This is a genomic window from Enterobacter cloacae complex sp. P27C (assembly GCF_014895705.1).
GTDB lineage: Bacteria > Pseudomonadota > Gammaproteobacteria > Enterobacterales > Enterobacteriaceae > Enterobacter > Enterobacter bugandensis.
In genome coordinates, this window is record NZ_JADBQB010000012.1 from 21657 (window position 1) to 42901 (window position 21245).

The window sequence follows — 21245 nt, forward strand, 5'->3', positions numbered from 1 at the left end:
CAAAACGGCAGTAAACCGTAGGCCGGGTAAGGCGAAGCCGCCACCCGGCTTAAGCATTTAAAGTGAGCACAAGAAGCCCCATATATGAAAAATGCAACGTTCTACCTTCTGGACAACGACACCCATCAGGATGGCCTCAGCGCCGTTGAACAGCTGGTGTGTGAAATTGCCGCAGAACGTTGGCGCGCAGGTAAACGCGTACTGATTGCCTGTGAAGATGAGCAGCAGGCGATTCGCCTGGATGAAGCGCTATGGGCGCGCCCGCCGGAAAGTTTTGTTCCGCATAACCTGTCGGGCGAAGGTCCACGCGGCGGGGCACCGGTCGAAATTGCCTGGCCGCAAAAGCGCAACAGCAGCGCGCGCGATATTCTCATTAGCCTGCGGACAGACTTTGCAGATTTTGCCACCGCTTTCACAGAAGTGGTAGACTTTGTCCCTTACGAAGAATCCTTGAAACAACTGGCGCGCGAACGCTATAAAGCGTACCGCCTGGCCGGTTTTAACCTGAATACGGCAACCTGGAAATAATGGAAAAGACATATAACCCACGCGATATCGAACAGCCGCTTTACGAGCACTGGGAACAGCAGGGCTATTTCAAGCCTAACGGCGACGAAAGCAAAGAGTCCTTCTGCATCATGATCCCGCCGCCGAACGTCACCGGCAGTTTGCATATGGGGCATGCTTTCCAGCAGACCATCATGGACACCATGATCCGCTACCAGCGCATGCAGGGCAAAAACACCCTGTGGCAGGCGGGGACTGACCACGCGGGTATCGCGACCCAGATGGTGGTTGAGCGTAAAATTGCCGCTGAAGAAGGTAAAACTCGTCACGACTACGGTCGCGATGCGTTCATCGACAAAATCTGGCAGTGGAAGGCAGAATCCGGCGGCACCATTACCCGTCAGATGCGCCGTCTCGGCAACTCCGTGGACTGGGAGCGCGAGCGCTTCACCATGGACGAAGGCCTGTCCAACGCCGTAAAAGAAGTGTTCGTCCGTCTGTACAAAGAAGACCTGATTTACCGCGGCAAACGCCTGGTAAACTGGGACCCGAAACTGCGCACCGCAATTTCTGACCTGGAAGTGGAAAACCGCGAGTCTAAAGGCTCCATGTGGCACATCCGCTATCCGCTGGCCGACGGCGCAAAAACCGCAGACGGTAAAGATTACCTGGTGGTGGCGACCACCCGTCCGGAAACCCTGCTGGGCGATACCGGCGTGGCCGTTAACCCGGAAGATCCGCGCTATAAAGATCTGATCGGCAAATTTGTGGTGCTGCCGCTGGTGAACCGCCGCATTCCGATTGTGGGCGACGAACACGCCGACATGGAAAAAGGCACCGGCTGCGTGAAAATCACCCCGGCGCACGACTTCAACGACTATGAAGTGGGTCGTCGTCACGCCCTGCCGATGATCAACATTCTGACCTTCGACGGCGATATCCGCGAAAGCGCAGAGGTGTACGACACCAAAGGCAACGAATCCGACGTTTACTCCAGCGAGATCCCGGCGGAGTTCCAGAAGCTGGAGCGCTTTGCCGCACGTAAAGCCATCGTAGCCGCCGTTGATGCCCTCGGCCTGCTGGAAGAGATTAAGCCTCACGATCTGACCGTGCCGTACGGCGACCGTGGCGGCGTGGTTATTGAGCCAATGCTGACCGACCAGTGGTACGTCCGTGCCGACGTGCTGGCAAAACCGGCTGTGGAAGCGGTTGAGAACGGCAGCATTCAGTTCGTGCCGAAGCAGTACGAAAACATGTACTTCTCCTGGATGCGCGACATTCAGGACTGGTGTATCTCCCGTCAGCTGTGGTGGGGTCACCGCATCCCGGCATGGTACGACAACGAAGGCAACGTCTACGTTGGCCGTAGCGAAGACGAAGTGCGTCAGGAAAACAACCTGAGCGCTGACGTGGCCCTGCGCCAGGATGAAGACGTTCTGGATACCTGGTTCTCCTCCGCGCTGTGGACCTTCTCTACCCTCGGCTGGCCGGAAAACACCGACGCGCTGCGTCAGTTCCACCCTACCAGCGTAATGGTGTCCGGCTTCGACATCATCTTCTTCTGGATTGCCCGCATGATCATGATGACCATGCACTTCATCAAAGACGAAGACGGCAAGCCGCAGGTTCCGTTCCATACCGTCTACATGACCGGCCTTATCCGCGACGACGAAGGGCAGAAGATGTCCAAGTCCAAGGGCAACGTGATTGACCCGCTGGACATGGTTGACGGGATCTCCCTGGAAGACCTGTTGGAAAAACGTACCGGCAACATGATGCAGCCGCAGCTGGCTGAGAAAATCCGCAAGCGTACCGAGAAGCAGTTCCCGAACGGGATCGAATCTCACGGTACCGACGCCCTGCGCTTCACCCTGGCGGCGCTGGCCTCGACCGGCCGCGACATCAACTGGGACATGAAGCGTCTGGAAGGTTACCGTAACTTCTGTAACAAGCTGTGGAACGCCAGCCGCTTCGTGCTGATGAACACCGAAGATCAGGATTGCGGCTTCAACGGCGGCGAGATGACCCTGTCTCTGGCGGACCGCTGGATCCTGGCGGAATTTAACCAGACGGTGAAAGCCTTCCGCGAGGCGCTGGACAGCTACCGCTTCGATATTGCAGCGGGCATTCTGTATGAATTCACCTGGAACCAGTTCTGTGACTGGTATCTGGAGCTGGCGAAGCCGGTCATGAACGGCGGTTCTGAAGCAGAGCTGCGCGGCACGCGCAACACGCTGATTACCGTCCTGGAAGGCCTGCTGCGCCTGGCGCATCCGGTTATTCCATTCATCACCGAGACCATCTGGCAGCGCGTGAAGGTCATTGCGGGCATCAGCGCCGATACCATCATGCTGCAGCCGTTCCCGGAATTCGATGCGGCTAAGGTTGATGAAGCCGCGTCAGCGGATACCGAGTGGCTGAAGCAGGCGATCGTTGCGGTACGTAACATCCGTGCCGAAATGAACATCGCCCCGGGTAAACCACTGGAGCTGCTGCTGCGCGGCTGCAGCGACGCTGCCGTTCGTCGCGTCACCGAGAACAACACCTTCCTGAAAACCATGGCGCGTCTGGAAAGCATCACCGTGCTGCCTGCCGATGACAAGGGTCCGGTTTCCGTGACTAAAATTATCGACGGTGCGGAGCTGCTGATCCCGATGGCGGGCCTGGTCGACAAAGACGCAGAGCTGGCGCGTCTGGCGAAAGAAGTGGCGAAGGTCGACGTGGAAATTGGCAAAATCGAAAGTAAGCTGGCGAACGAAGGCTTTGTTGCCCGCGCGCCGGAAGCTGTCATTGCCAAAGAGCGTGAGCGTCTGGTTGCCTTCGCCGATGCGAAGACCAAACTGATCGAGCAGCAGGCCGTTATCGCGGCCCTGTAATGCTTTTACCCCTTACGCTTCAGGGCGTAAGGGGTAACCTTCCTGAAAACTCCTCGCTTGCACTCCCTTTTCTGCGGTGCTATTAACAGCAACTGTGTGTCAATTTTTGTAATGAGTAATGCTATGAGCGTGATTACCCCCGTCGCGACGACGATGCGTCGGATCACTGAGCAGGACAATCCGGCTATCGCCGCCGTTATCCGCACCGTTTCTGCAGAGTTTGGGCTGACGGCGGATAAAGGTTACACCGTTGCCGACCCGAATCTTGACGAACTGTTTAAGCTGTACAGCCAGCCGGGCCACGCCTACTGGGTCATTGAGCAGGACGGCCAGGTTGTGGGCGGCGGCGGTGTTGCACCGCTGAGCTGCAGCGAGCCGGATATCTGTGAGCTGCAGAAAATGTATTTCTTGCCGTCGGTTCGTGGACAGGGTCTGGCGAAAAAGCTGGCGCTGGTCGCCCTGGAGCACGCGCGCAATCAGGGTTTTAAACGCTGTTACCTCGAAACCACCGCCTTCCTCAAAGAGGCCATCGGCCTGTATGAACATCTGGGCTTTGAGCATATCGATGCGCCGCTGGGCTGCACGGGCCACGTCGACTGCGAAGTCAGAATGCTGAAAAGTCTGTAAGTTTCGTTCCTGCCCCCTTCTGTTAAGCGGCTGTAAACTGAATGCTCTACACTCTCAGTTCACACCACAACGGGGGAAACACGATGTCGAAGATAAAAAGCTACGCCGCACCGCAGGCGGGTGCAGAACTTGAGCTGTACGAGTACGATGCGGGCGAACTAAAAGCAGAAGACGTCGAAGTACAGGTTGATTACTGCGGGGTCTGCCACTCAGATCTCTCGATGATCGACAACGAATGGGGCTTCTCCAGCTATCCGCTGGTTGCCGGGCACGAAGTGATTGGCCGCGTCGTCGCGCTCGGCAGCGCCGCGCAGGACAAAGGGCTGAAGGTTGGCCAGCGCGTGGGCATTGGCTGGACAGCACGCAGCTGCGGCCACTGCGACGCCTGTATCAGCGGCAACCAGATCAACTGCCTAGAAGGCGCAGTGCCCACCATCCTGAACAAGGGCGGTTTCGCCGATAAGCTGCGCGCCGACTGGCAATGGGTCATCCCGCTGCCGGACAGCATTGATATTGAATCTGCTGGTCCACTGCTGTGCGGCGGGATCACCGTCTTTAAACCGCTGCTGATGCACCACGTCACCGCCACCAGCCGCGTGGGCGTGATCGGTATCGGCGGTCTGGGCCATATCGCCATCAAGCTGCTGCACGCGATGGGCTGTGAAGTGACGGCGTTTAGCTCGAACCCGGCGAAGGAGAAAGAAGTGCTGGCAATGGGCGCGGACAAAGTCGTGAACAGCCGCGATCCGGACGCGCTGAACGCGCTGGCTGGGCAGTTTGACCTGATCATCAACACCGTGAACGTCGATCTCAACTGGCAGCCTTACTTTGAAGCGCTGGCCTACGGCGGTAACTTCCACACCGTGGGTGCGGTGATGAAGCCGCTGCCGGTTCCGGCCTTTACCCTGATCGGCGGGGATCGCAGCGTGTCAGGCTCCGCGACCGGTACGCCATACGAGCTGCGCAAGCTGATGAAGTTTGCCGGCCGCACCAAAGTGACGCCGACCACCGAGCTGTATCCAATGTCGAAAATTAACGAAGCCATCCAGCACGTGCGCGACGGCAAAGCCCGTTATCGCGTGGTGTTGAAAGCGGATTTCTGATGTGAGTTTGCCGGGTGGCGGCTTCGCCTGACCCGGCCTACTTTTGCTACTGCGCCAATGTATTAAACACTTCCGCCACCGCGACCGCCCCCGGGTCCATTACCCCATCCAGATTCTCTTTATTCACATACGATGAGCGCCCTGCTCCGGCTTTCGCCATTTTCGCCGTTGCCTCCGCCCCCTGCTGCGCAGCCTGCGCGGCCGCCTGAAGATCTTTTTTCTTCAAGGCTTCCAGCGCCGGTTGCAGCGCATCGATCAGCGTACGATCGCCGAGATCTGCCCCGCCATACTGCTTCATCTGCGCCAGTCCGCTCAGCAATGCTTCAGGTAGCGGCTGTCCATCGTGAAGCTTTTGCCCCGCCGCCGTGAAGAAGATCGACATGAGTACACCGCTCGATCCGCCCATCACCGTGGCCAGTCGTTCCCCCACCAGCAACAGCAGCTTAGGCACGTCATTCAGCGGGAGAGTGTTTTCTTCCAGGCGCTGCGCAATATCCCGTGCACCTTGCGCAAACGTAGAGCCGGTATCGCCATCGCCCACTTTGGCATCCAGCGCATTCAGGCGGTTTTCAAGCTGTATGAGCGTCTTCGTCACCTGTGAAACAGACTCCTTCACCTGCGGATTGTCGGACGCGGCATATTCCACGCTATCGTGAATAGCGCTTTGCGGAACGGTACGCAGAGGGGCAAACGCCACAGGCTTCTGCCAGCCCAGCGTCTCGACCTCGGCGTGAATCGCCTTTTCAAAGTAATCGTTGAGCTTTAGCAGCGTCAGAGAAAAGCCCTTCATATCCAGCGCGCTCACCAGCGGCGCAGGGCCAATCAGGTACGCAATATTCTCTTTCAGCGCTGAATGTGCCAGCTCTTTGGTGAGCAGAGCCATCTCCAGCGCGGACACGCCGCCGAGGTTGTTGATCAGCACCGCGAAACGCCCCTCGCCCGCCTGCGCTTTGAGCGGCGACACCAGCGTGTCGATAATCGCTTTGCTGTTTTGCGTATCAACCACCGAGGCACCCGGCTCCCCGTGGATCCCCAGCCCCAGCTCGACATGGCCCTGCTTGATGCGCCCCTCTTCATCGTCGCTGCCCGGCAGGTTGCAGGTTTGCATCGCAACGCCCAGGCTCCAGAGGTTATCGCAGGCCTGCTGCGCAATATCCCGCACCTCGCTCAGCGATTTTCCGTGCTCCGCTGCATAGCCCGCAATCTTGTGCACCAGCGCCGTGCCGGCAATGCCGCGCGGCTGCTTGTTGTCGGGCAGCGCGATATCGTCTGCCACAATCACCATCTCGACCTTCAGGCCGTAGCGTTTGGCCTTTTCTGCCGCCAGGCCAAAGTTAAGCCGGTCACCGGTATAGTTTTTGACGATGAGCAGGCAGCCGCGATCGCCCGTCACCGCCACAATAGCGTTCAGCACCGCATCCACGCTCGGGGAGGCGAACAGATCGCCACACACTGCCGCCGTCAGCATGCCTTTACCGACAAATCCGGCGTGCGCCGGTTCGTGCCCGGAGCCACCGCCGGAGATCACCGCCACGCGGCTTTTATCCCAGTCGCCGCGGGCGACAACCCTGATAGCTGGATCGATATCAAGTTTGACGAGATTCGCATGTGGCGCAGAAAGCAGTATGCCTTCAATGGCGTCGTTGACCAGCTGTTTGCGATCGTTAAAGAAGAATCTGGACATTGTTTTCCACTATTTTATGAACCGTATGCAAAAGCATAGTCCGCGCTGGACAATGCGCCGCAAAGTCAGCAATTTACTCAACCATTTTGCCGTCAGGTTGCCTATACTCCACCCAGGACTAAGAGAGGAAGCGCATCATGAGTACACCATTGTTAATTGCCCGGACGCTGGAAAAAGAGCTGTATTTACTGCCCGCGATGGCGAACCGCCACGGTCTGATTACCGGCGCCACCGGCACAGGGAAAACAGTCACTCTTCAGAAGCTGGCGGAGTCACTTTCAGAGATTGGCGTGCCGGTCTTTATGGCTGACGTGAAGGGCGATTTAACCGGTGTGGCTCAGGAGGGTACCGCTTCTGAAAAACTGCTCGAACGACTGAAGAATATTGGCATTACGGACTGGACGCCGCACGGCAACCCGGTGGTGGTCTGGGACATCTTCGGTGAGAAAGGCCACCCGGTACGCGCCACCGTTTCCGATCTCGGCCCGCTGCTGCTGGCCCGCCTGCTCAACCTCAACGACGTGCAGTCCGGCGTGCTGAATATTATCTTCCGTATCGCCGACGATCAGGGGCTGCTGCTGCTCGATTTCAAAGATCTGCGCGCCATTACCCAGTATATCGGCGATAACGCCAAATCTTTCCAGAACCAGTACGGCAATATCAGCAGCGCCTCTGTCGGTGCCATTCAGCGTGGGCTACTGACGCTGGAGCAGCAGGGCGCCGAACACTTCTTCGGCGAGCCGATGCTGGATATTAAAGACTGGATGCGCACCGACAGCAGCGGCAAAGGCATCATCAACATTCTGAGTTCAGAGAAGCTCTACCAGATGCCAAAGCTTTACGCCGCCAGCCTGCTGTGGATGCTCTCCGAACTGTACGAGCAGTTACCGGAAGCGGGCGATCTGGAAAAACCCAAACTGGTCTTCTTCTTTGACGAAGCACACCTGCTGTTTAACGACGCGCCGCAGGTACTGCTGGATAAAATTGAACAGGTTATACGCCTGATCCGCTCCAAAGGGGTCGGCGTCTGGTTTGTGTCGCAAAACCCGTCGGATATTCCTGACAATGTGCTGGGCCAGCTGGGTAACCGCGTGCAGCACGCCCTGCGCGCCTTTACGCCGAAGGATCAGAAAGCGGTGAAAGCCGCCGCGCAAACCATGCGTGCCAATCCGGCCTTTGATACCGAAGCCGCGATTCAGGCGCTGGGCACCGGTGAAGCACTGATCTCGTTCCTGGATGCCAAGGGCAGCCCGTCCGTGGTGGAACGCGCAATGGTGATCGCGCCCTGCTCGCGCATGGGGCCGGTTACCGACGATGAACGTAACAGCCTGATTAATCACTCCCCGGTGTACGGCAAGTATGAAGACGAGGTGGATCGGGAGTCTGCGTTCGAGATGCTGCAAAAAGGGGTACAGGCAAACACCGAATCGCAGGATGCTCCACCCGCTAAGGGCCAGTCAGTCGCAGTGGATGACGGCATTCTCGGCGGGCTAAAAGACATTTTGTTTGGCACAACCGGACCGCGCGGCGGCAAGCGCGACGGCGTGGTACAGACTATGGCGAAAAGCGCCGCGCGGCAGGTCACCAATCAGATTGTGCGCGGCATGCTGGGGAGTCTGCTAGGCGGCCGCCGTCGATAGGCGGGGAACCCACGGGCGGCCCAGCGCCGAACCCTGTACGCCGTTTTCCTGAAGATAGCGGTCGATTTCCACCATCCCCGTCCACCGGTTCTCGCACCAGAGCGGTGCCAGAAGCGTTGGACGGCGGGCGCTGGCGGAGATGCGGTGGTAGACAATCTCCGGCGGCGTGTGGCGAATCATCTCCCCCGCCGTCACCGTATAGTCCTCAAGCTCGATACCGCTTAACCGCCCGGCCTCCCAGGCTTTCGCCATAATGCTGCCCTTCACGATATGCAGCGGATGAAGCTTGATGCCGTCCACGCCGGTTTCAACGACTTTTTCCAGCGTTTCAAGGGCATGCTGTTGACCTTCGCCGGGCAGACCGACAATCAGATGTGAACAGACCTTCAGCCCGCGCTCGCGTGCCAGCCGCGTGGTGCGCTGGTAGCAGGCGAAATCATGGCCACGGTTGATACGGTGCAGCGTTTTATCATGTGCCGTTTGCAAGCCCAGCTCCAGCCAGATCTCGTAGCCTTGTTCTTTGTACTCGCTGAGCAGGTCCAGCACCGCGTCCGGTACGCAGTCCGGGCGGGTTCCCACGCACAGCCCAACGATGTTGGCCTGGCTGACGGCCTGCTGATACATCGATCGCAATACCTGCACCTCCGCCCACGTGCTGGTGTAAGCCTGAAAATAGGCCAGATACTGCTTCGCACGGTTCACCAGGCTGGCCTGATGAGCAAGCTGTTCAGCGATAGAGTTATGTTGCTGTGCTTCATCGGCAAACGACGCAACGTTACAGAAGGTGCAGCCTCCGCGCCCGATGGTGCCGTCGCGATTCGGGCAGCTAAACCCGCCGTGCAGCGTCAGCTTATGCACCTTTTGACCGTACCGCTGCAAAAGATCCCCACCAAACATATTGACTAATTTCTGTAACTGCATAATCTGATAGACCGTCCCGAAGAAAGGGGACAAGCCTGCCATTTTTAGCCTCTGTCGGCGATGACCTGGATCAATCGCCCTGGACGGCCTTTATCCATTTGAATAAATAATCACGATTACCGAGATTTCATTCACCCGCCACGTAATTACTTTTCCTTATGTTCTGATGGTTTTTTTCATTTATAGCGCCAGGACTGAAAAACAGTGATTTTATGCGGGTTCGAAGACTGCGCCAGATTATTATTCTGTCATAAAACCGCATTTCAGCACGCTGCATCAATAATACCGCTTTCATATAGTGAGTCAGATCACACTCCCCTGCACCTTCCTGGCGCTTTCAGTGGTTGTAAAATTAGCCAAATAACCAATAAAAACAAAATGATAATTACGCTTTAGCACATTTTTGTATAAATAAGATTGCCATTTGACCTGTGTACCAATTCCCGATAAGTTGGAAATCCGCTGGAAGCTTTCTGGATGAGCGGCCTGCTCATCATATTTATGCAGTAATTGAGATTCCCTCTGAAGCAAGTCCTCAAACTTGTTTACCTGCGCGAAAGGATGAAAAAGAGGGCGAATGCGAGGTCCGCGTATGAAACGCTAACCCCGTCGCCATGCTCTTTCTGCGCCTGTGCGCCACGGTAAAGTTCAGTGGGAAGCCCGACGAGCCTGGGGAGGTTCACTGATATGTTGTACGATAAATCCCTTGAGAAGGATAACTGTGGTTTCGGCCTGATCGCCCACATAGAAGGCGAACCTAGCCACAAGGTAGTGCGTACCGCTATTCACGCACTGGCCCGTATGCAGCACCGTGGCGCCATCCTGGCCGATGGTAAAACCGGCGACGGTTGCGGCCTGCTGCTGCAAAAACCGGATCGTTTCTTCCGCATCGTGGCGGAAGAGCGCGGCTGGCGTTTAGCCAAAAACTACGCTGTCGGCATGCTGTTCCTGAATCAGGATCCTGAAAAGGCTGCCGCCTCACGCCGCATCGTTGAAGAAGAACTTCAGCGCGAAACCCTGTCGATTGTCGGCTGGCGCGATGTGCCAACCAACGAAGGGGTACTCGGTGAAATCGCCCTCTCCTCGCTGCCTCGTATTGAGCAGATTTTCGTTAACGCGCCTGCGGGCTGGCGTCCGCGCGATATGGAACGCCGTCTGTTTATCGCCCGTCGCCGCATTGAAAAACGTCTTCAGGACGATAAAGAGTTCTACGTCTGTAGCCTCTCTAACCTGGTGAACATCTATAAAGGTCTGTGTATGCCGGCTGACCTGCCGCGCTTCTACCTGGACCTGGCGGACCTGCGTCTGGAATCGGCCATTTGCCTGTTCCACCAGCGCTTCTCCACCAACACCGTACCGCGCTGGCCGCTGGCTCAGCCGTTCCGCTACCTGGCGCACAACGGCGAGATCAACACCATCACCGGCAACCGCCAGTGGGCGCGTGCTCGTACCTATAAGTTCCAGACCCCGCTGATCCCTGACCTGCACGATGCCGCGCCGTTCGTGAACGAAACCGGCTCTGACTCCAGCTCCATGGACAACATGCTGGAGCTGCTGCTGGCGGGCGGGATGGATATCGTGCGCGCCATGCGTCTGCTCGTGCCGCCGGCCTGGCAGAACAACCCGGATATGGATCCGGAGCTGCGCGCATTCTTCGACTTTAACTCCATGCACATGGAGCCGTGGGACGGTCCGGCAGGTATCGTGATGTCCGACGGTCGCTTCGCTGCCTGTAACCTGGACCGTAACGGTCTGCGTCCGGCGCGCTACGTCATCACCAAAGACAAGCTCATCACCTGCGCCTCTGAAGTGGGGATCTGGGATTACCAGCCTGACGAAGTGGTCGAGAAAGGCCGCGTCGGTCCGGGCGAGCTGATGGTGATCGATACCCGCGGCGGCCGTATTCTGCACTCTGCGGAAACCGATAACGATCTGAAAAGCCGCCATCCGTATAAAGAGTGGATGGCGAAAAACGTCCGTCGCCTGGTGCCGTTCGAAGATCTGTCTGACGACGAAGTGGGCAGCCGCGAGATGGACGACGATACCCTCGCGAGCTTCCAGAAGCAGTTTAACTACAGCGCGGAAGAGCTGGACTCGGTTATTCGCGTGCTCGGCGAAAACGGCCAGGAAGCGGTCGGCTCGATGGGTGACGATACCCCGTTCGCCGTGCTCTCCAGCCAGCCGCGCATTATTTACGACTACTTCCGTCAGCAGTTTGCGCAGGTGACCAACCCGCCAATCGATCCGCTGCGTGAAGCCCACGTGATGTCGCTAGCCACCAGCATCGGCCGTGAGATGAACGTCTTCTGCGAAGCCGAAGGCCAGGCGCACCGTCTGACCTTTAAATCGCCGATCCTGCTGTACTCTGATTTTAAACAGCTCACCACCATGACCGAGGAGCACTACCGCGCCGACACGCTCGATATCACCTTCGACGTGACCGAAACGAGCCTCGAAGAGACGGTGAATGCGCTGTGTGACAAAGCCGAGCAGATGGTGCGTAACGGCACCGTTCTGCTGGTGCTGTCTGACCGTAACATTGCGAAAAACCGTCTGCCGGTGCCTGCGCCAATGGCGGTGGGAGCTATCCAGACGCGTCTGGTCGACAAGAGCCTGCGCTGCGACGCCAACATCATTGTGGAAACCGCGAGCGCCCGCGATCCGCACCACTTTGCCGTGCTGTTAGGCTTTGGTGCGACGGCGATCTACCCGTACCTGGCCTACGAAACGCTGGCCCGCCTGGTAGACACCCGCGCCATCGACAAAGATTACCGCACGGTGATGCTGAACTACCGTAACGGCATCAACAAAGGCCTGTATAAGATCATGTCCAAAATGGGCATCTCGACCATTGCCTCTTACCGCTGCTCGAAGCTGTTTGAAGCGGTCGGCCTGCACGACGACGTCGCCAACCTCTGCTTCCAGGGCGTGGTCAGCCGCATCGGCGGGGCCGGTTTTGCTGACTTCCAGCAGGATCTGGTGAACCTGTCGAAGCGCGCCTGGCTGGCACGTAAGCCGCTGGAACAGGGCGGCCTGCTGAAATACGTTCACGGCGGCGAATATCACGCCTACAACCCGGACGTGGTGCGCACGCTGCAACAGGCGGTACAGAGCGGCGAATACAGCGATTATCAGCAGTATGCCGAGCTGGTGAACAACCGTCCGGCAGCGACGCTGCGAGACCTTATTGCCCTCAATCCGGGCGATGAAGCGGTCAGCGTTGACGAAGTTGAGCCTGCATCCGAACTGTTCAAACGCTTCGATACCGCGGCGATGTCCATCGGCGCGCTGAGCCCGGAAGCGCACGAAGCGCTGGCGGAAGCCATGAACAGCATCGGCGGCAACTCCAACTCCGGCGAGGGCGGTGAAGATCCGGCCCGTTACGGCACCAACAAAGTGTCGCGCATCAAGCAGGTGGCGTCCGGCCGCTTTGGCGTAACCCCTGCCTACCTGGTTAACGCCGACGTGATCCAGATTAAGGTCGCTCAGGGTGCAAAACCGGGCGAAGGCGGTCAGCTGCCGGGTGATAAAGTCACCCCGTACATCGCCAAACTGCGCTACTCGGTGCCGGGCGTGACGCTGATTTCCCCGCCGCCGCACCACGATATCTACTCTATCGAGGATCTGGCGCAGCTCATTTTCGACCTGAAGCAGGTCAACCCGAAAGCGATGATCTCCGTGAAGCTGGTTTCCGAGCCGGGCGTCGGCACCATCGCCACCGGCGTGGCGAAAGCCTATGCGGATCTGATCACCATTGCCGGCTACGACGGCGGTACCGGCGCAAGCCCGCTCTCCTCCGTGAAATACGCGGGCTGCCCGTGGGAGCTTGGCCTGGTGGAAACCCAGCAGGCGCTGGTGGCTAACGGTCTGCGTCACAAGATCCGTCTGCAGGTGGACGGCGGTCTGAAAACCGGCCTCGACATCATCAAAGCGGCGATTCTGGGTGCGGAAAGCTTCGGCTTCGGTACCGGCCCGATGGTTGCGCTCGGCTGTAAATACCTGCGTATTTGCCACCTGAACAACTGCGCAACCGGCGTTGCGACCCAGGACGAGAAGCTGCGTAAGAATCACTATCATGGCCTGCCGTTCAAGGTGACTAACTACTTTGACTTCATCGCCCGTGAAACCCGCGAGCTGATGGCGCAGCTGGGCGTGAAGCGTCTGGTGGATCTGATTGGCCGTACCGACCTGCTGAAAGAGCTGGAAGGCTTCACCGCCAAGCAGCAGAAGCTGGAGCTGTCTAAGCTGCTGGAAACGGCTGAGCCGCATCCTGGCAAAGCGGTTTACTGCACCGAGAACAACCCGCCGTTCGACAACGGCGTGCTGAACGCGCAGCTGCTGCAACAGGCGAAGCCGTACGTGGACGAGAAGCAGAGCAAAACGTTCTGGTTTGATATTCGCAATACCGACCGTTCTGTCGGCGCGTCCCTCTCCGGTTATATCGCGCAAACGCACGGCGATCAGGGGCTGGCGTCGGATCCGATTACCGCGCACTTCAGCGGTACCGCGGGCCAGAGCTTCGGCGTGTGGAACGCCGGCGGCGTTGAGTTATACCTGACCGGCGATGCCAACGACTACGTCGGCAAAGGCATGGCGGGCGGTCTGCTGGCGGTGCGTCCTCCGGTCGGTTCAGCCTTCCGCAGCCATGAAGCCAGCATCATCGGCAACACCTGTCTGTACGGTGCGACCGGCGGTCGTCTGTTTGCCGCGGGCCGTGCGGGCGAACGTTTTGCGGTGCGTAACTCCGGTGCCATCACCGTGGTGGAAGGCATCGGCGATAACGGCTGCGAATACATGACGGGCGGAATTGTGTGCGTCCTGGGTAAAACCGGCGTGAACTTTGGCGCCGGCATGACGGGCGGTTTTGCCTACGTGCTGGATGAAGACGGTGAGTTCCGCAAACGCGTGAACCCGGAACTGGTGGAAGTGCTGGACGTTGATTCGCTGGCCATTCACGAAGAACACCTGCGCGGTTTGATTACCGAACACGTGCAGCATACCGGTTCTTCGCGCGGCGAAGAGATCCTGGCGAACTGGCCAGCGTTCTCTGCGAAATTCGCGCTGGTTAAGCCGAAGTCCAGCGATGTTAAAGCCCTGTTGGGTCACCGTAGTCGTAGCGCAGCAGAGCTGCGCGTGCAGGCGCAGTAAGGAATTCAGATGAGCCAGAACGTATACCAGTTTATCGACCTGCAGCGTGTTGATCCGCCAAAGAAACCGCTAAAGATCCGTAAAATTGAATTTGTTGAAATCTATGAGCCGTTTTCAGAAGGCCAGGCCAAAGCACAGGCAGACCGCTGCCTGTCCTGCGGTAACCCTTACTGCGAATGGAAATGTCCGGTCCATAACTACATTCCGAACTGGCTGAAGCTGGCCAACGAAGGGCGTATTTTTGAAGCCGCCGAGCTGTCTCACCAGACCAACACCCTGCCGGAAGTGTGCGGCCGCGTGTGTCCTCAGGATCGCCTGTGCGAAGGCTCCTGTACGCTGAACGACGAGTTTGGCGCGGTGACCATCGGCAACATCGAACGCTATATCAACGATAAAGCGTTCGAGATGGGCTGGCGTCCGGATATGACCGGCGTGAAGCAAACCGACAAGCGCGTGGCGATCGTCGGCGCGGGTCCGGCAGGCCTGGCCTGTGCGGACGTGCTGACACGCAACGGCGTGAAGGCGGTGGTTTTTGACCGTCACCCGGAAATCGGCGGTCTGCTGACCTTCGGTATCCCGGCATTCAAGCTGGAAAAAGAGGTAATGACCCGCCGCCGTGAAATCTTCACCGGCATGGGCATTGAGTTCAAACTCAACACCGAAGTGGGCCGCGACGTGCAGCTCGACGATCTGCTGAAGGATTACGACGCCGTGTTCCTGGGCGTGGGTACCTATCAGTCCATGCGCGGTGGTCTGGAAAACGAAGACGCGCCGGGCGTTTACGACGCGCTGCCGTTCCTGATTGCTAATACCAAACAGCTGATGGGCTACGGCGAAACTGCCGACGAGCCGTTTGTCAGCATGGAAGGTAAACGCGTTGTCGTGCTGGGCGGCGGTGATACCGCGATGGACTGCGTGCGTACGTCCATTCGTCAGAACGCGGCGCACGTCATCTGTGCTTACCGTCGTGACGAAGAAAACATGCCGGGCTCTAAGCGCGAAGTGAAAAACGCGCGTGAAGAGGGCGTGGAGTTCCAGTTCAACATCCAGCCTCTGGGCATTGAAGTGAACGCCAACGGTAAGGTAAGCGGCGTGAAGATGGCGCGTACGGAGATGGGTGCGCCGGATGCGAAAGGCCGTCGTCGTGCGGAGATTGTGGCTGGCTCTGAGCACGTGATCCCGGCCGACGCCGTGGTGATGGCGTTTGGTTTCCGCCCTCACAGCATGGAGTGGCTGGCGAAGCACAGCGTAGAGCTGGACTCACAGGGCCGCGTGATTGCGCCGGAAGGCAGCGACAACGCCTTCCAGACCAGCAACCCGAAAATCTTCGCCGGTGGCGATATCGTTCGCGGTTCAGACCTGGTGGTTACCGCGATTGCCGAAGGACGTAAAGCGGCTGACGGGATCATGAACTTCCTGGAAGTGTAAGCCCCTCTGACTCCCCGGCAGAAGCATAAAGCGGAACGCCGGGGAGCCTGTTTTCAGTAACCTCCCCTTCAGTTAACGATACCCATTTCCCCACAAATGCAGCGTAAACCCCGGACGTAAACGTTTGCATTGTCGAAAAAAATGGATATTATGCGGCGGATTTTTTGGCCAAAATTCAAGGAGGCGTTGTGTCGCAAGATAACAATTATAGCCAGGGCCCCGTCCCTCTGACGGCGCGGAAAGGCGTGGTTCCACTCACTTTTGTGATGTTAGGGTTAACGTTTTTTTCCGCCAGTATGTGGACCGGAGGCACGCTCGGTACCGGTCTTTCCTATAATGATTTCTTCCTCGCAGTTCTCTTCGGCAATCTCCTCCTCGGTATTTACACTGCTTTTCTTGGCTACATTGGCGCAAAAACCGGCCTCTCAACCCATCTTCTTGCGCGTTACTCGTTCGGTATAAAAGGTTCCTGGCTTCCCTCCATGCTTTTAGGCGGTACGCAGGTAGGATGGTTTGGCGTCGGCGTAGCGATGTTTGCCATCCCGGTTAGTAAAGCCACGGGCATCGACGTGAACATCCTGATTGCGGTTTCCGGCCTGCTGATGACGTTGACCATTTTTTTTGGCATCTCGGCACTGACGATTTTATCCATCATCGCCGTACCCGCTATCGTCATCCTGGGTAGCTACTCCGTCTGGCTGGCGGTGGACGGCGTGGGAGGGTTGGACCACCTCAAATCCATTGTGCCGCAGACGCCGCTCAACTTTTCCAGCGCGCTGGCGCTGGTTGTAGGTTCGTTTATCAGCGCAGGCACGCTGACCGCCGACTTCGTCCGCTTTGGCCGCAATGCTAAAGGTGCCGTTCTGGTGGCGATGGTGGCATTTTTCCTTGGCAACTCGCTGATGTTTATCTTCGGTGCGGCAGGCGCTGCTGCCGTAGGACAGGCCGATATTTCTGACGTGATGATCGCCCAGGGACTGCTGCTGCCGGCGATTGTCGTTCTCGGCCTGAATATCTGGACCACCAATGACAACGCGCTGTACGCCTCTGGTCTGGGTTTCGCCAATATTACTGGCCTTTCCAGCCGTACGCTGTCGGTGGTGAATGGCATTATCGGTACGCTGTGCGCGCTGTGGCTATACAACAACTTCGTTGGCTGGCTGACCTTTCTGTCGGCAGCGATTCCGCCGATTGGCGGGGTGATTATCGCCGACTATCTGATTAATCGCCGCCGCTATGCCAGCTTCGACCACGCAAAATTTGTGTCCGTTAACTGGATTGCCATTTTCTCGGTCGCACTGGGCGTTGCTGCCGGGCACTACATTCCGGGAATTGTCCCCGTTAACGCAGTATTGGGTGGCGTCTTCAGCTATTTGGTGTTAAACCCATTCGCCAAACGTACCCTTGTCAATCCTTCGGAGGCTTCCCATGCAGAATAATTCCCTCACTATCCGTCAGGCCCGTTTGCAGGGGCAGGAGGGTTTATGGCAGATCACGATTGAGGACGGACGCTTCAGCCGTATCGATCCTCAGGAAACCGCCTCTGCGCCAGTCGGTCAGGTGCTGGACGCCGAATGCGGGCTGGTTATCCCTCCTTTCATCGAACCGCATATCCATCTGGATACAACGCAAACGGCGGGTGAACCGAGCTGGAACCAGTCAGGCACCCTTTTCGAAGGCATCGAGCGCTGGGCCGAACGTAAGGCGATGCTCACCCACGAAGACGTTAAAGCTCGCGCGATGCAAACCCTGAAGTGGCAGATCGCCAACGGCATTCAGTACGTACGTACTCACGTTGACGTCTCGGACCCTACCCTTACGGCACTGAAAGCCATGCTGGAGGTGAAGCAGGAAGTCGCCCCGTGGGTCGATATGCAAATTGTGGCATTCCCGCAGGAAGGCATTCTTTCTTATCCGAACGGTGAAGCACTGCTTGAGGAAGCAGTGCGTTTAGGGGCGGATGTCATCGGCGCAATCCCGCACTTTGAATTTACGCGTGAATATGGCGTGGAGTCGCTGCATAAAACGTTTTCCCTGGCCAGAAAGTACGACCGCCTGATCGATGTCCACTGTGACGAAATTGATGATGAACAATCGCGCTTCGTTGAAACCGTTGCAGCCCTGGCACATCGTGACGGAATGGGTTCGCGCGTGACCGCCAGCCATACCACGGCGATGCACTCCTATAATGGCGCGTATACGTCCCGGCTGTTCCGCCTGTTAAAAATGTCAGACATTAACTTCGTGGCAAACCCGCTGGTTAACACGCATTTGCAGGGCCGTTTCGATACCTATCCCAAACGCCGCGGCATTACACGCGTCAAAGAAATGCTGGAAGCGGAGATCAACGTCTGCTTCGGTCATGACGACGTTTTCGATCCGTGGTATCCGCTGGGAACCGCGAATATGCTTCAGGTTCTGCATATGGGACTGCACGTTTGCCAACTGATGGGTTACGGGCAAATAAACGATGGGCTTAACCTGATCACTACCCACAGCGCGAAAACGCTTAATTTGCAGGACTATGGCGTGCGCGTTGGGAATTCAGCAAACCTGGTGATCCTCCCGGCAGAGAATGGGTTTGATGCCGTTCGTCGCCAGACGCCGGCACGATACTCTGTTCGCCACGGCAAGGTGATTGCCGAGACGGTGCCCAGCCAGACAACCTTGCATCTGACGCAGCCGGAAGCGGTGACGTTTAAGCGCTAATTCAGGGTTGGTAACCGCGTGGCAAACGTCATCGCGTACATAAAGATATCCTCACGGCGGAGCTAACGCCCTGCCGCTTTTTCCAGCGGATTAACTTTTGCTTTTGGCTAAAGCGCTTTTATCGCCGCCAAACGGGACGGCTCCGCTGAAAGGTTTACCGTCGATGGCGTCGTGAGTTCGAATCGCCTCCGGCCGCAGCCAGCGCTGAACGCGGGACGGCATATCCAGCCCAATCAGCAGGATCACCACAAAGGTCAGGCCGAAGGAGAGCGATCCCAGGGCTGTGCCCAGCGCCATATTCTGCGACAGCAGTGCGCCAATCACCGGGGCGATCGCTCCGCCCAGCGCCCCGACGTTATAGGTAAAGCCCAGACCCGCCGCACGCTGGTCGGTGTCGAAATAACCGCCGATGAGTTTCGGTAAGATCCCCGAGATCCCCTGCCCCAGCATCTGCTGGAAAAAGAGCAGCAGGCCCAGCACCCAGACATTTGCGCCACCGATCGCAAAGACGGGAACGATCAGCAGCTGTGAGGCCAGCAGGCTACAGACGTAGGCCTTCCGGGTGCCCAACCAGTCGCCGAGAAAACCACCCACGCAGCAGCCTACAGCCGCGCCGAAGCCGCTAAAGAACAGCACCTTCGCCACCGTCGACGGGTCATAGGCCAGGTCGGTTTTCAGATACGTGGGTAACAGCGCCTGAATCGGCCAGGAGTAGAGGAACGCGAAGAGCACGACAACCATCAGCGTGACGCCCGTAGGCCAGCGTTTACCGCTGCTTTGCACCATAAAGCTGATAAACACAATGGCGCACAGCAGGCCGAGAATAACCACCAGCCCGGCGTTGTTGAGTTCGCCGGCAAAGCAGAACCACAGCGCCGTGCCAGCAAACAGCGTCATCGCCATATTGATCAGACGGTATTTGCCGCGATAAAGAATATCAACCATTGTACGTACCGGCGCCTGACCTTCGTGCTTCGCTTTCCAGTCTTCAGCCTCCGGAATATTTTTCCGCAGCCACAGGGCAAAGACGATGGGCAGGATGCCGATAAAGAACAGCGCTCGCCAGCCCCAGACGGGCACGACAAGGCTGTAGACCTGGGCCGCAACCACGGCACCGATGGAGAAGCCAGAAATCAGAAAACCACTCGCCTTATTGCGCAGATGTTTCGGCCAGCTTTCGATGACGTAGGTTGCGCTGGAGCCGTATTCCCCCGCCATCCCCATACCAATCACCATGCGGGCGATAAACAGGATGACGTAACCCGGCGCAAAACCGCAGGCCAGCGTACCGCAGGAGAAGAGTACGATGCTGGTTATCATTGCCAGCTTGCGGCCATAGCGGTCGCCCATGGCGCCCAGCAGCAGGCCGCCGAACCAGCGCGAAATAAAGGCCGCCGAAATGAGGCTCGCCGCTTCCACGGTCGTCAGGCCAAATTCACTTTTAATTTCTGTCAGGACTAAGGCAATCAGGACAAAATCGAAGCCATCAAGCAGATATCCCAGCCAGGCGGCAGAGAAGGCGCGCCACTGAGGGCGGCTTAGATGGCGGTACCACGGGATGCTTTGGGTAGACTTACTCATTTCACTCTCCCGACGATTTCTCTGTCGTTTTACCGAATGGCGCGTCGCTTATCCGGCAGTACGTTAGCGTTTTTCCGCCATTAACTGCTCCGCCAGCGCCTTCAGCGCCGGCACGAATTTCTCGTCTACAGGGGCAAACGGTTTACGGCACAGCGGCACGGACACCACGTCCATGTAGTGCAGAACCGTTTTCAGACCACGGAAGACCCCGGTTTTGATCAGCAGGTCGATGACCTTGTTGCATTCGCTTTGCAGGCGCTGTGCGGTGGCGTTATCCCCCTCACGAACCGCGTTGGCGATAGCCCGGTAGCGCCAGCCCATAATGTTGTAGGTGCTGCCGATCCCCCCGTCCGCGCCGGCCAGCAGGCCGGAGGCAAAGATTTCGTCATAGCCGTTGTAGAGCACCAGATCCGGATGCTCACGGCGGATCTGCTCCATCTGGAAGAGATCGCCGGAGGTTTGTTTTAACGCGCCGACGCCGGGCAGCGTCACCAGACTGTTGATCTGATCCAGGCTTAGCTTCACGCCGCTTAACGCCGGGATGTTGTAGACCACCATCGGCAGACCATCCGCCGAATCAATAATTGCACGGTAGTGATCGCAATGTTCTTCAAAGCTAAAGGGGTAATAAAACGGCGTGACGGCGGACACGGCGTCAAAGCCCAGGCGGACAGCGGCGGTGGCCAGCTGCTGGCTTTCCGCAGTGCTCACGCAGCCAACGTGGGCAATAAGCGTGATTTTTCCTTTCGCCTCCTCCGCCACGATCTCCATCACCTGCTCGCGTTCAGAAAGGCTTTGGACAAAGGCTTCCCCCGTTGAACCGCCGACATAAAGCCCGTCGATGCCCTGCGCAATATTGAATTGCACCAGACGGCGCAGGCTCTCCTTATCCAGCGCCTGCTGTTGGGTAAACGGAGTCAGAAGTGCGGCCATTACGCCGCGGAGTTGCGTTGCCATAGATACCTCAATCATTCGTGTGTTTGTTATAACGATATACCTTTATACCTGTTATACCAGATCA

Annotated in this window: 13 protein-coding genes; 9 read left to right on the forward strand and 4 right to left on the reverse strand. The window is 57.7% G+C overall.

Annotation, left to right across the window (positions count from 1 at the left end):
* The first annotated feature begins 84 nt into the window (after positions 1-84).
* The 4 genes from holC (at position 85) to IM291_RS19610 (ending at position 5113) form a co-directional block, all read left to right on the forward strand.
* The gene (gene holC, locus IM291_RS19595) at positions 85-528 is read left to right on the forward strand and encodes a DNA polymerase III subunit chi (protein ID WP_003861884.1); all 444 of its coding nucleotides are present in this window, start codon (positions 85-87) and stop codon (positions 526-528) included.
* Positions 528-3383 carry a valine--tRNA ligase gene (locus IM291_RS19600; protein WP_048999212.1) on the forward strand — a complete coding sequence of 952 codons (2856 nt, stop codon included), beginning with the start codon at positions 528-530 and terminating at the stop codon, positions 3381-3383. The genes holC and IM291_RS19600 overlap by 1 nt, the downstream gene beginning before the upstream one ends.
* Before the next feature lie 123 nt (positions 3384-3506).
* On the forward strand, positions 3507-4010 hold the full coding sequence (locus tag IM291_RS19605; protein ID WP_028014579.1) for a GNAT family N-acetyltransferase: 504 nt from the start codon (positions 3507-3509) through the stop codon (positions 4008-4010).
* A gap of 83 nt (positions 4011-4093) precedes the next feature.
* Positions 4094-5113 (forward strand): NAD(P)-dependent alcohol dehydrogenase, encoded by a 1020-nt coding sequence (locus IM291_RS19610; protein ID WP_028014580.1) that lies wholly within the window; start codon positions 4094-4096, stop codon positions 5111-5113.
* Positions 5114-5159: 46 nt separating this feature from the next.
* Here IM291_RS19610 and IM291_RS19615 read toward each other — a convergent pair whose 3' ends face one another.
* Positions 5160-6797 carry a dihydroxyacetone kinase subunit DhaK gene (locus IM291_RS19615; protein WP_192971981.1) on the reverse strand — a complete coding sequence of 546 codons (1638 nt, stop codon included), beginning with the start codon at positions 6795-6797 and terminating at the stop codon, positions 5160-5162.
* 137 nt (positions 6798-6934) lie between these two features.
* On the opposite strand from IM291_RS19615, the gene IM291_RS19620 reads away from it, so the two are divergent.
* Positions 6935-8437, forward strand: coding sequence for a helicase HerA-like C-terminal domain-containing protein (locus IM291_RS19620; protein WP_063943741.1), 1503 nt, complete (start codon positions 6935-6937; stop codon positions 8435-8437).
* Here the strand turns inward: IM291_RS19620 and IM291_RS19625 are convergent.
* Positions 8417-9358: a TIGR01212 family radical SAM protein gene (locus IM291_RS19625; protein WP_192987550.1), complete on the reverse strand. Its 942-nt coding sequence runs from the start codon at positions 9356-9358 to the stop codon at positions 8417-8419. The genes IM291_RS19620 and IM291_RS19625 overlap by 21 nt on opposite strands.
* 687 nt (positions 9359-10045) lie before the next feature.
* Here IM291_RS19625 and gltB point away from each other — a divergent pair.
* From gltB to IM291_RS19645, 4 genes are all read left to right on the forward strand, one after another.
* The gene (gene gltB, locus IM291_RS19630; RefSeq protein ID WP_047367043.1) at positions 10046-14506 is read left to right on the forward strand and encodes a glutamate synthase large subunit; all 4461 of its coding nucleotides are present in this window, start codon (positions 10046-10048) and stop codon (positions 14504-14506) included.
* A 9-nt stretch (positions 14507-14515) separates the two neighbouring features.
* Entirely contained in the window at positions 14516-15934 is a 1419-nt protein-coding gene (gene gltD, locus IM291_RS19635) for a glutamate synthase subunit GltD (protein ID WP_041907852.1), read from the forward strand.
* Positions 15935-16122: 188 nt separating this feature from the next.
* The gene (gene codB / locus IM291_RS19640) at positions 16123-17373 is read left to right on the forward strand and encodes a cytosine permease (RefSeq protein ID WP_192987538.1); all 1251 of its coding nucleotides are present in this window, start codon (positions 16123-16125) and stop codon (positions 17371-17373) included.
* Entirely contained in the window at positions 17363-18643 is a 1281-nt protein-coding gene (locus IM291_RS19645) for a cytosine deaminase (RefSeq protein ID WP_192987540.1), read from the forward strand. The genes codB and IM291_RS19645 overlap by 11 nt, the downstream gene beginning before the upstream one ends.
* A gap of 90 nt (positions 18644-18733) precedes the next feature.
* Here the strand turns inward: IM291_RS19645 and IM291_RS19650 are convergent, their stop codons facing one another.
* Positions 18734-20224, reverse strand: a complete 1491-nt coding sequence (locus IM291_RS19650) for an MFS transporter (RefSeq protein WP_192987541.1) — start codon at positions 20222-20224, stop codon at positions 18734-18736.
* Between the two features lie 63 nt (positions 20225-20287).
* On the reverse strand, positions 20288-21181 hold the full coding sequence (gene nanA / locus IM291_RS19655) for an N-acetylneuraminate lyase (protein ID WP_048999220.1): 894 nt from the start codon (positions 21179-21181) through the stop codon (positions 20288-20290).
* Between the last annotated feature and the right edge of the window lie 64 nt (positions 21182-21245).

What these genes read in the sequence shown, in the direction of transcription:
- holC (WP_003861884.1), top strand. Translation starts at nt 85, where the DNA reads ATGAAAAATGCAACGTTCTACCTTCTGGACAACGACACCCATCAGGAT.
- IM291_RS19600 (WP_048999212.1), top strand. Translation starts at nt 528, where the DNA reads ATGGAAAAGACATATAACCCACGCGATATCGAACAGCCGCTTTACGAG.
- IM291_RS19605 (WP_028014579.1), top strand. Translation starts at nt 3,507, where the DNA reads ATGAGCGTGATTACCCCCGTCGCGACGACGATGCGTCGGATCACTGAG.
- IM291_RS19610 (WP_028014580.1), top strand. Translation starts at nt 4,094, where the DNA reads ATGTCGAAGATAAAAAGCTACGCCGCACCGCAGGCGGGTGCAGAACTT.
- IM291_RS19615 (WP_192971981.1), bottom strand. Translation starts at nt 6,797, where the DNA reads ATGTCCAGATTCTTCTTTAACGATCGCAAACAGCTGGTCAACGACGCC.
- IM291_RS19620 (WP_063943741.1), top strand. Translation starts at nt 6,935, where the DNA reads ATGAGTACACCATTGTTAATTGCCCGGACGCTGGAAAAAGAGCTGTAT.
- IM291_RS19625 (WP_192987550.1), bottom strand. Translation starts at nt 9,358, where the DNA reads ATGCAGTTACAGAAATTAGTCAATATGTTTGGTGGGGATCTTTTGCAG.
- gltB (WP_047367043.1), top strand. Translation starts at nt 10,046, where the DNA reads ATGTTGTACGATAAATCCCTTGAGAAGGATAACTGTGGTTTCGGCCTG.
- gltD (WP_041907852.1), top strand. Translation starts at nt 14,516, where the DNA reads ATGAGCCAGAACGTATACCAGTTTATCGACCTGCAGCGTGTTGATCCG.
- IM291_RS19645 (WP_192987540.1), top strand. Translation starts at nt 17,363, where the DNA reads ATGCAGAATAATTCCCTCACTATCCGTCAGGCCCGTTTGCAGGGGCAG.
- IM291_RS19650 (WP_192987541.1), bottom strand. Translation starts at nt 20,224, where the DNA reads ATGAGTAAGTCTACCCAAAGCATCCCGTGGTACCGCCATCTAAGCCGC.
- nanA (WP_048999220.1), bottom strand. Translation starts at nt 21,181, where the DNA reads ATGGCAACGCAACTCCGCGGCGTAATGGCCGCACTTCTGACTCCGTTT.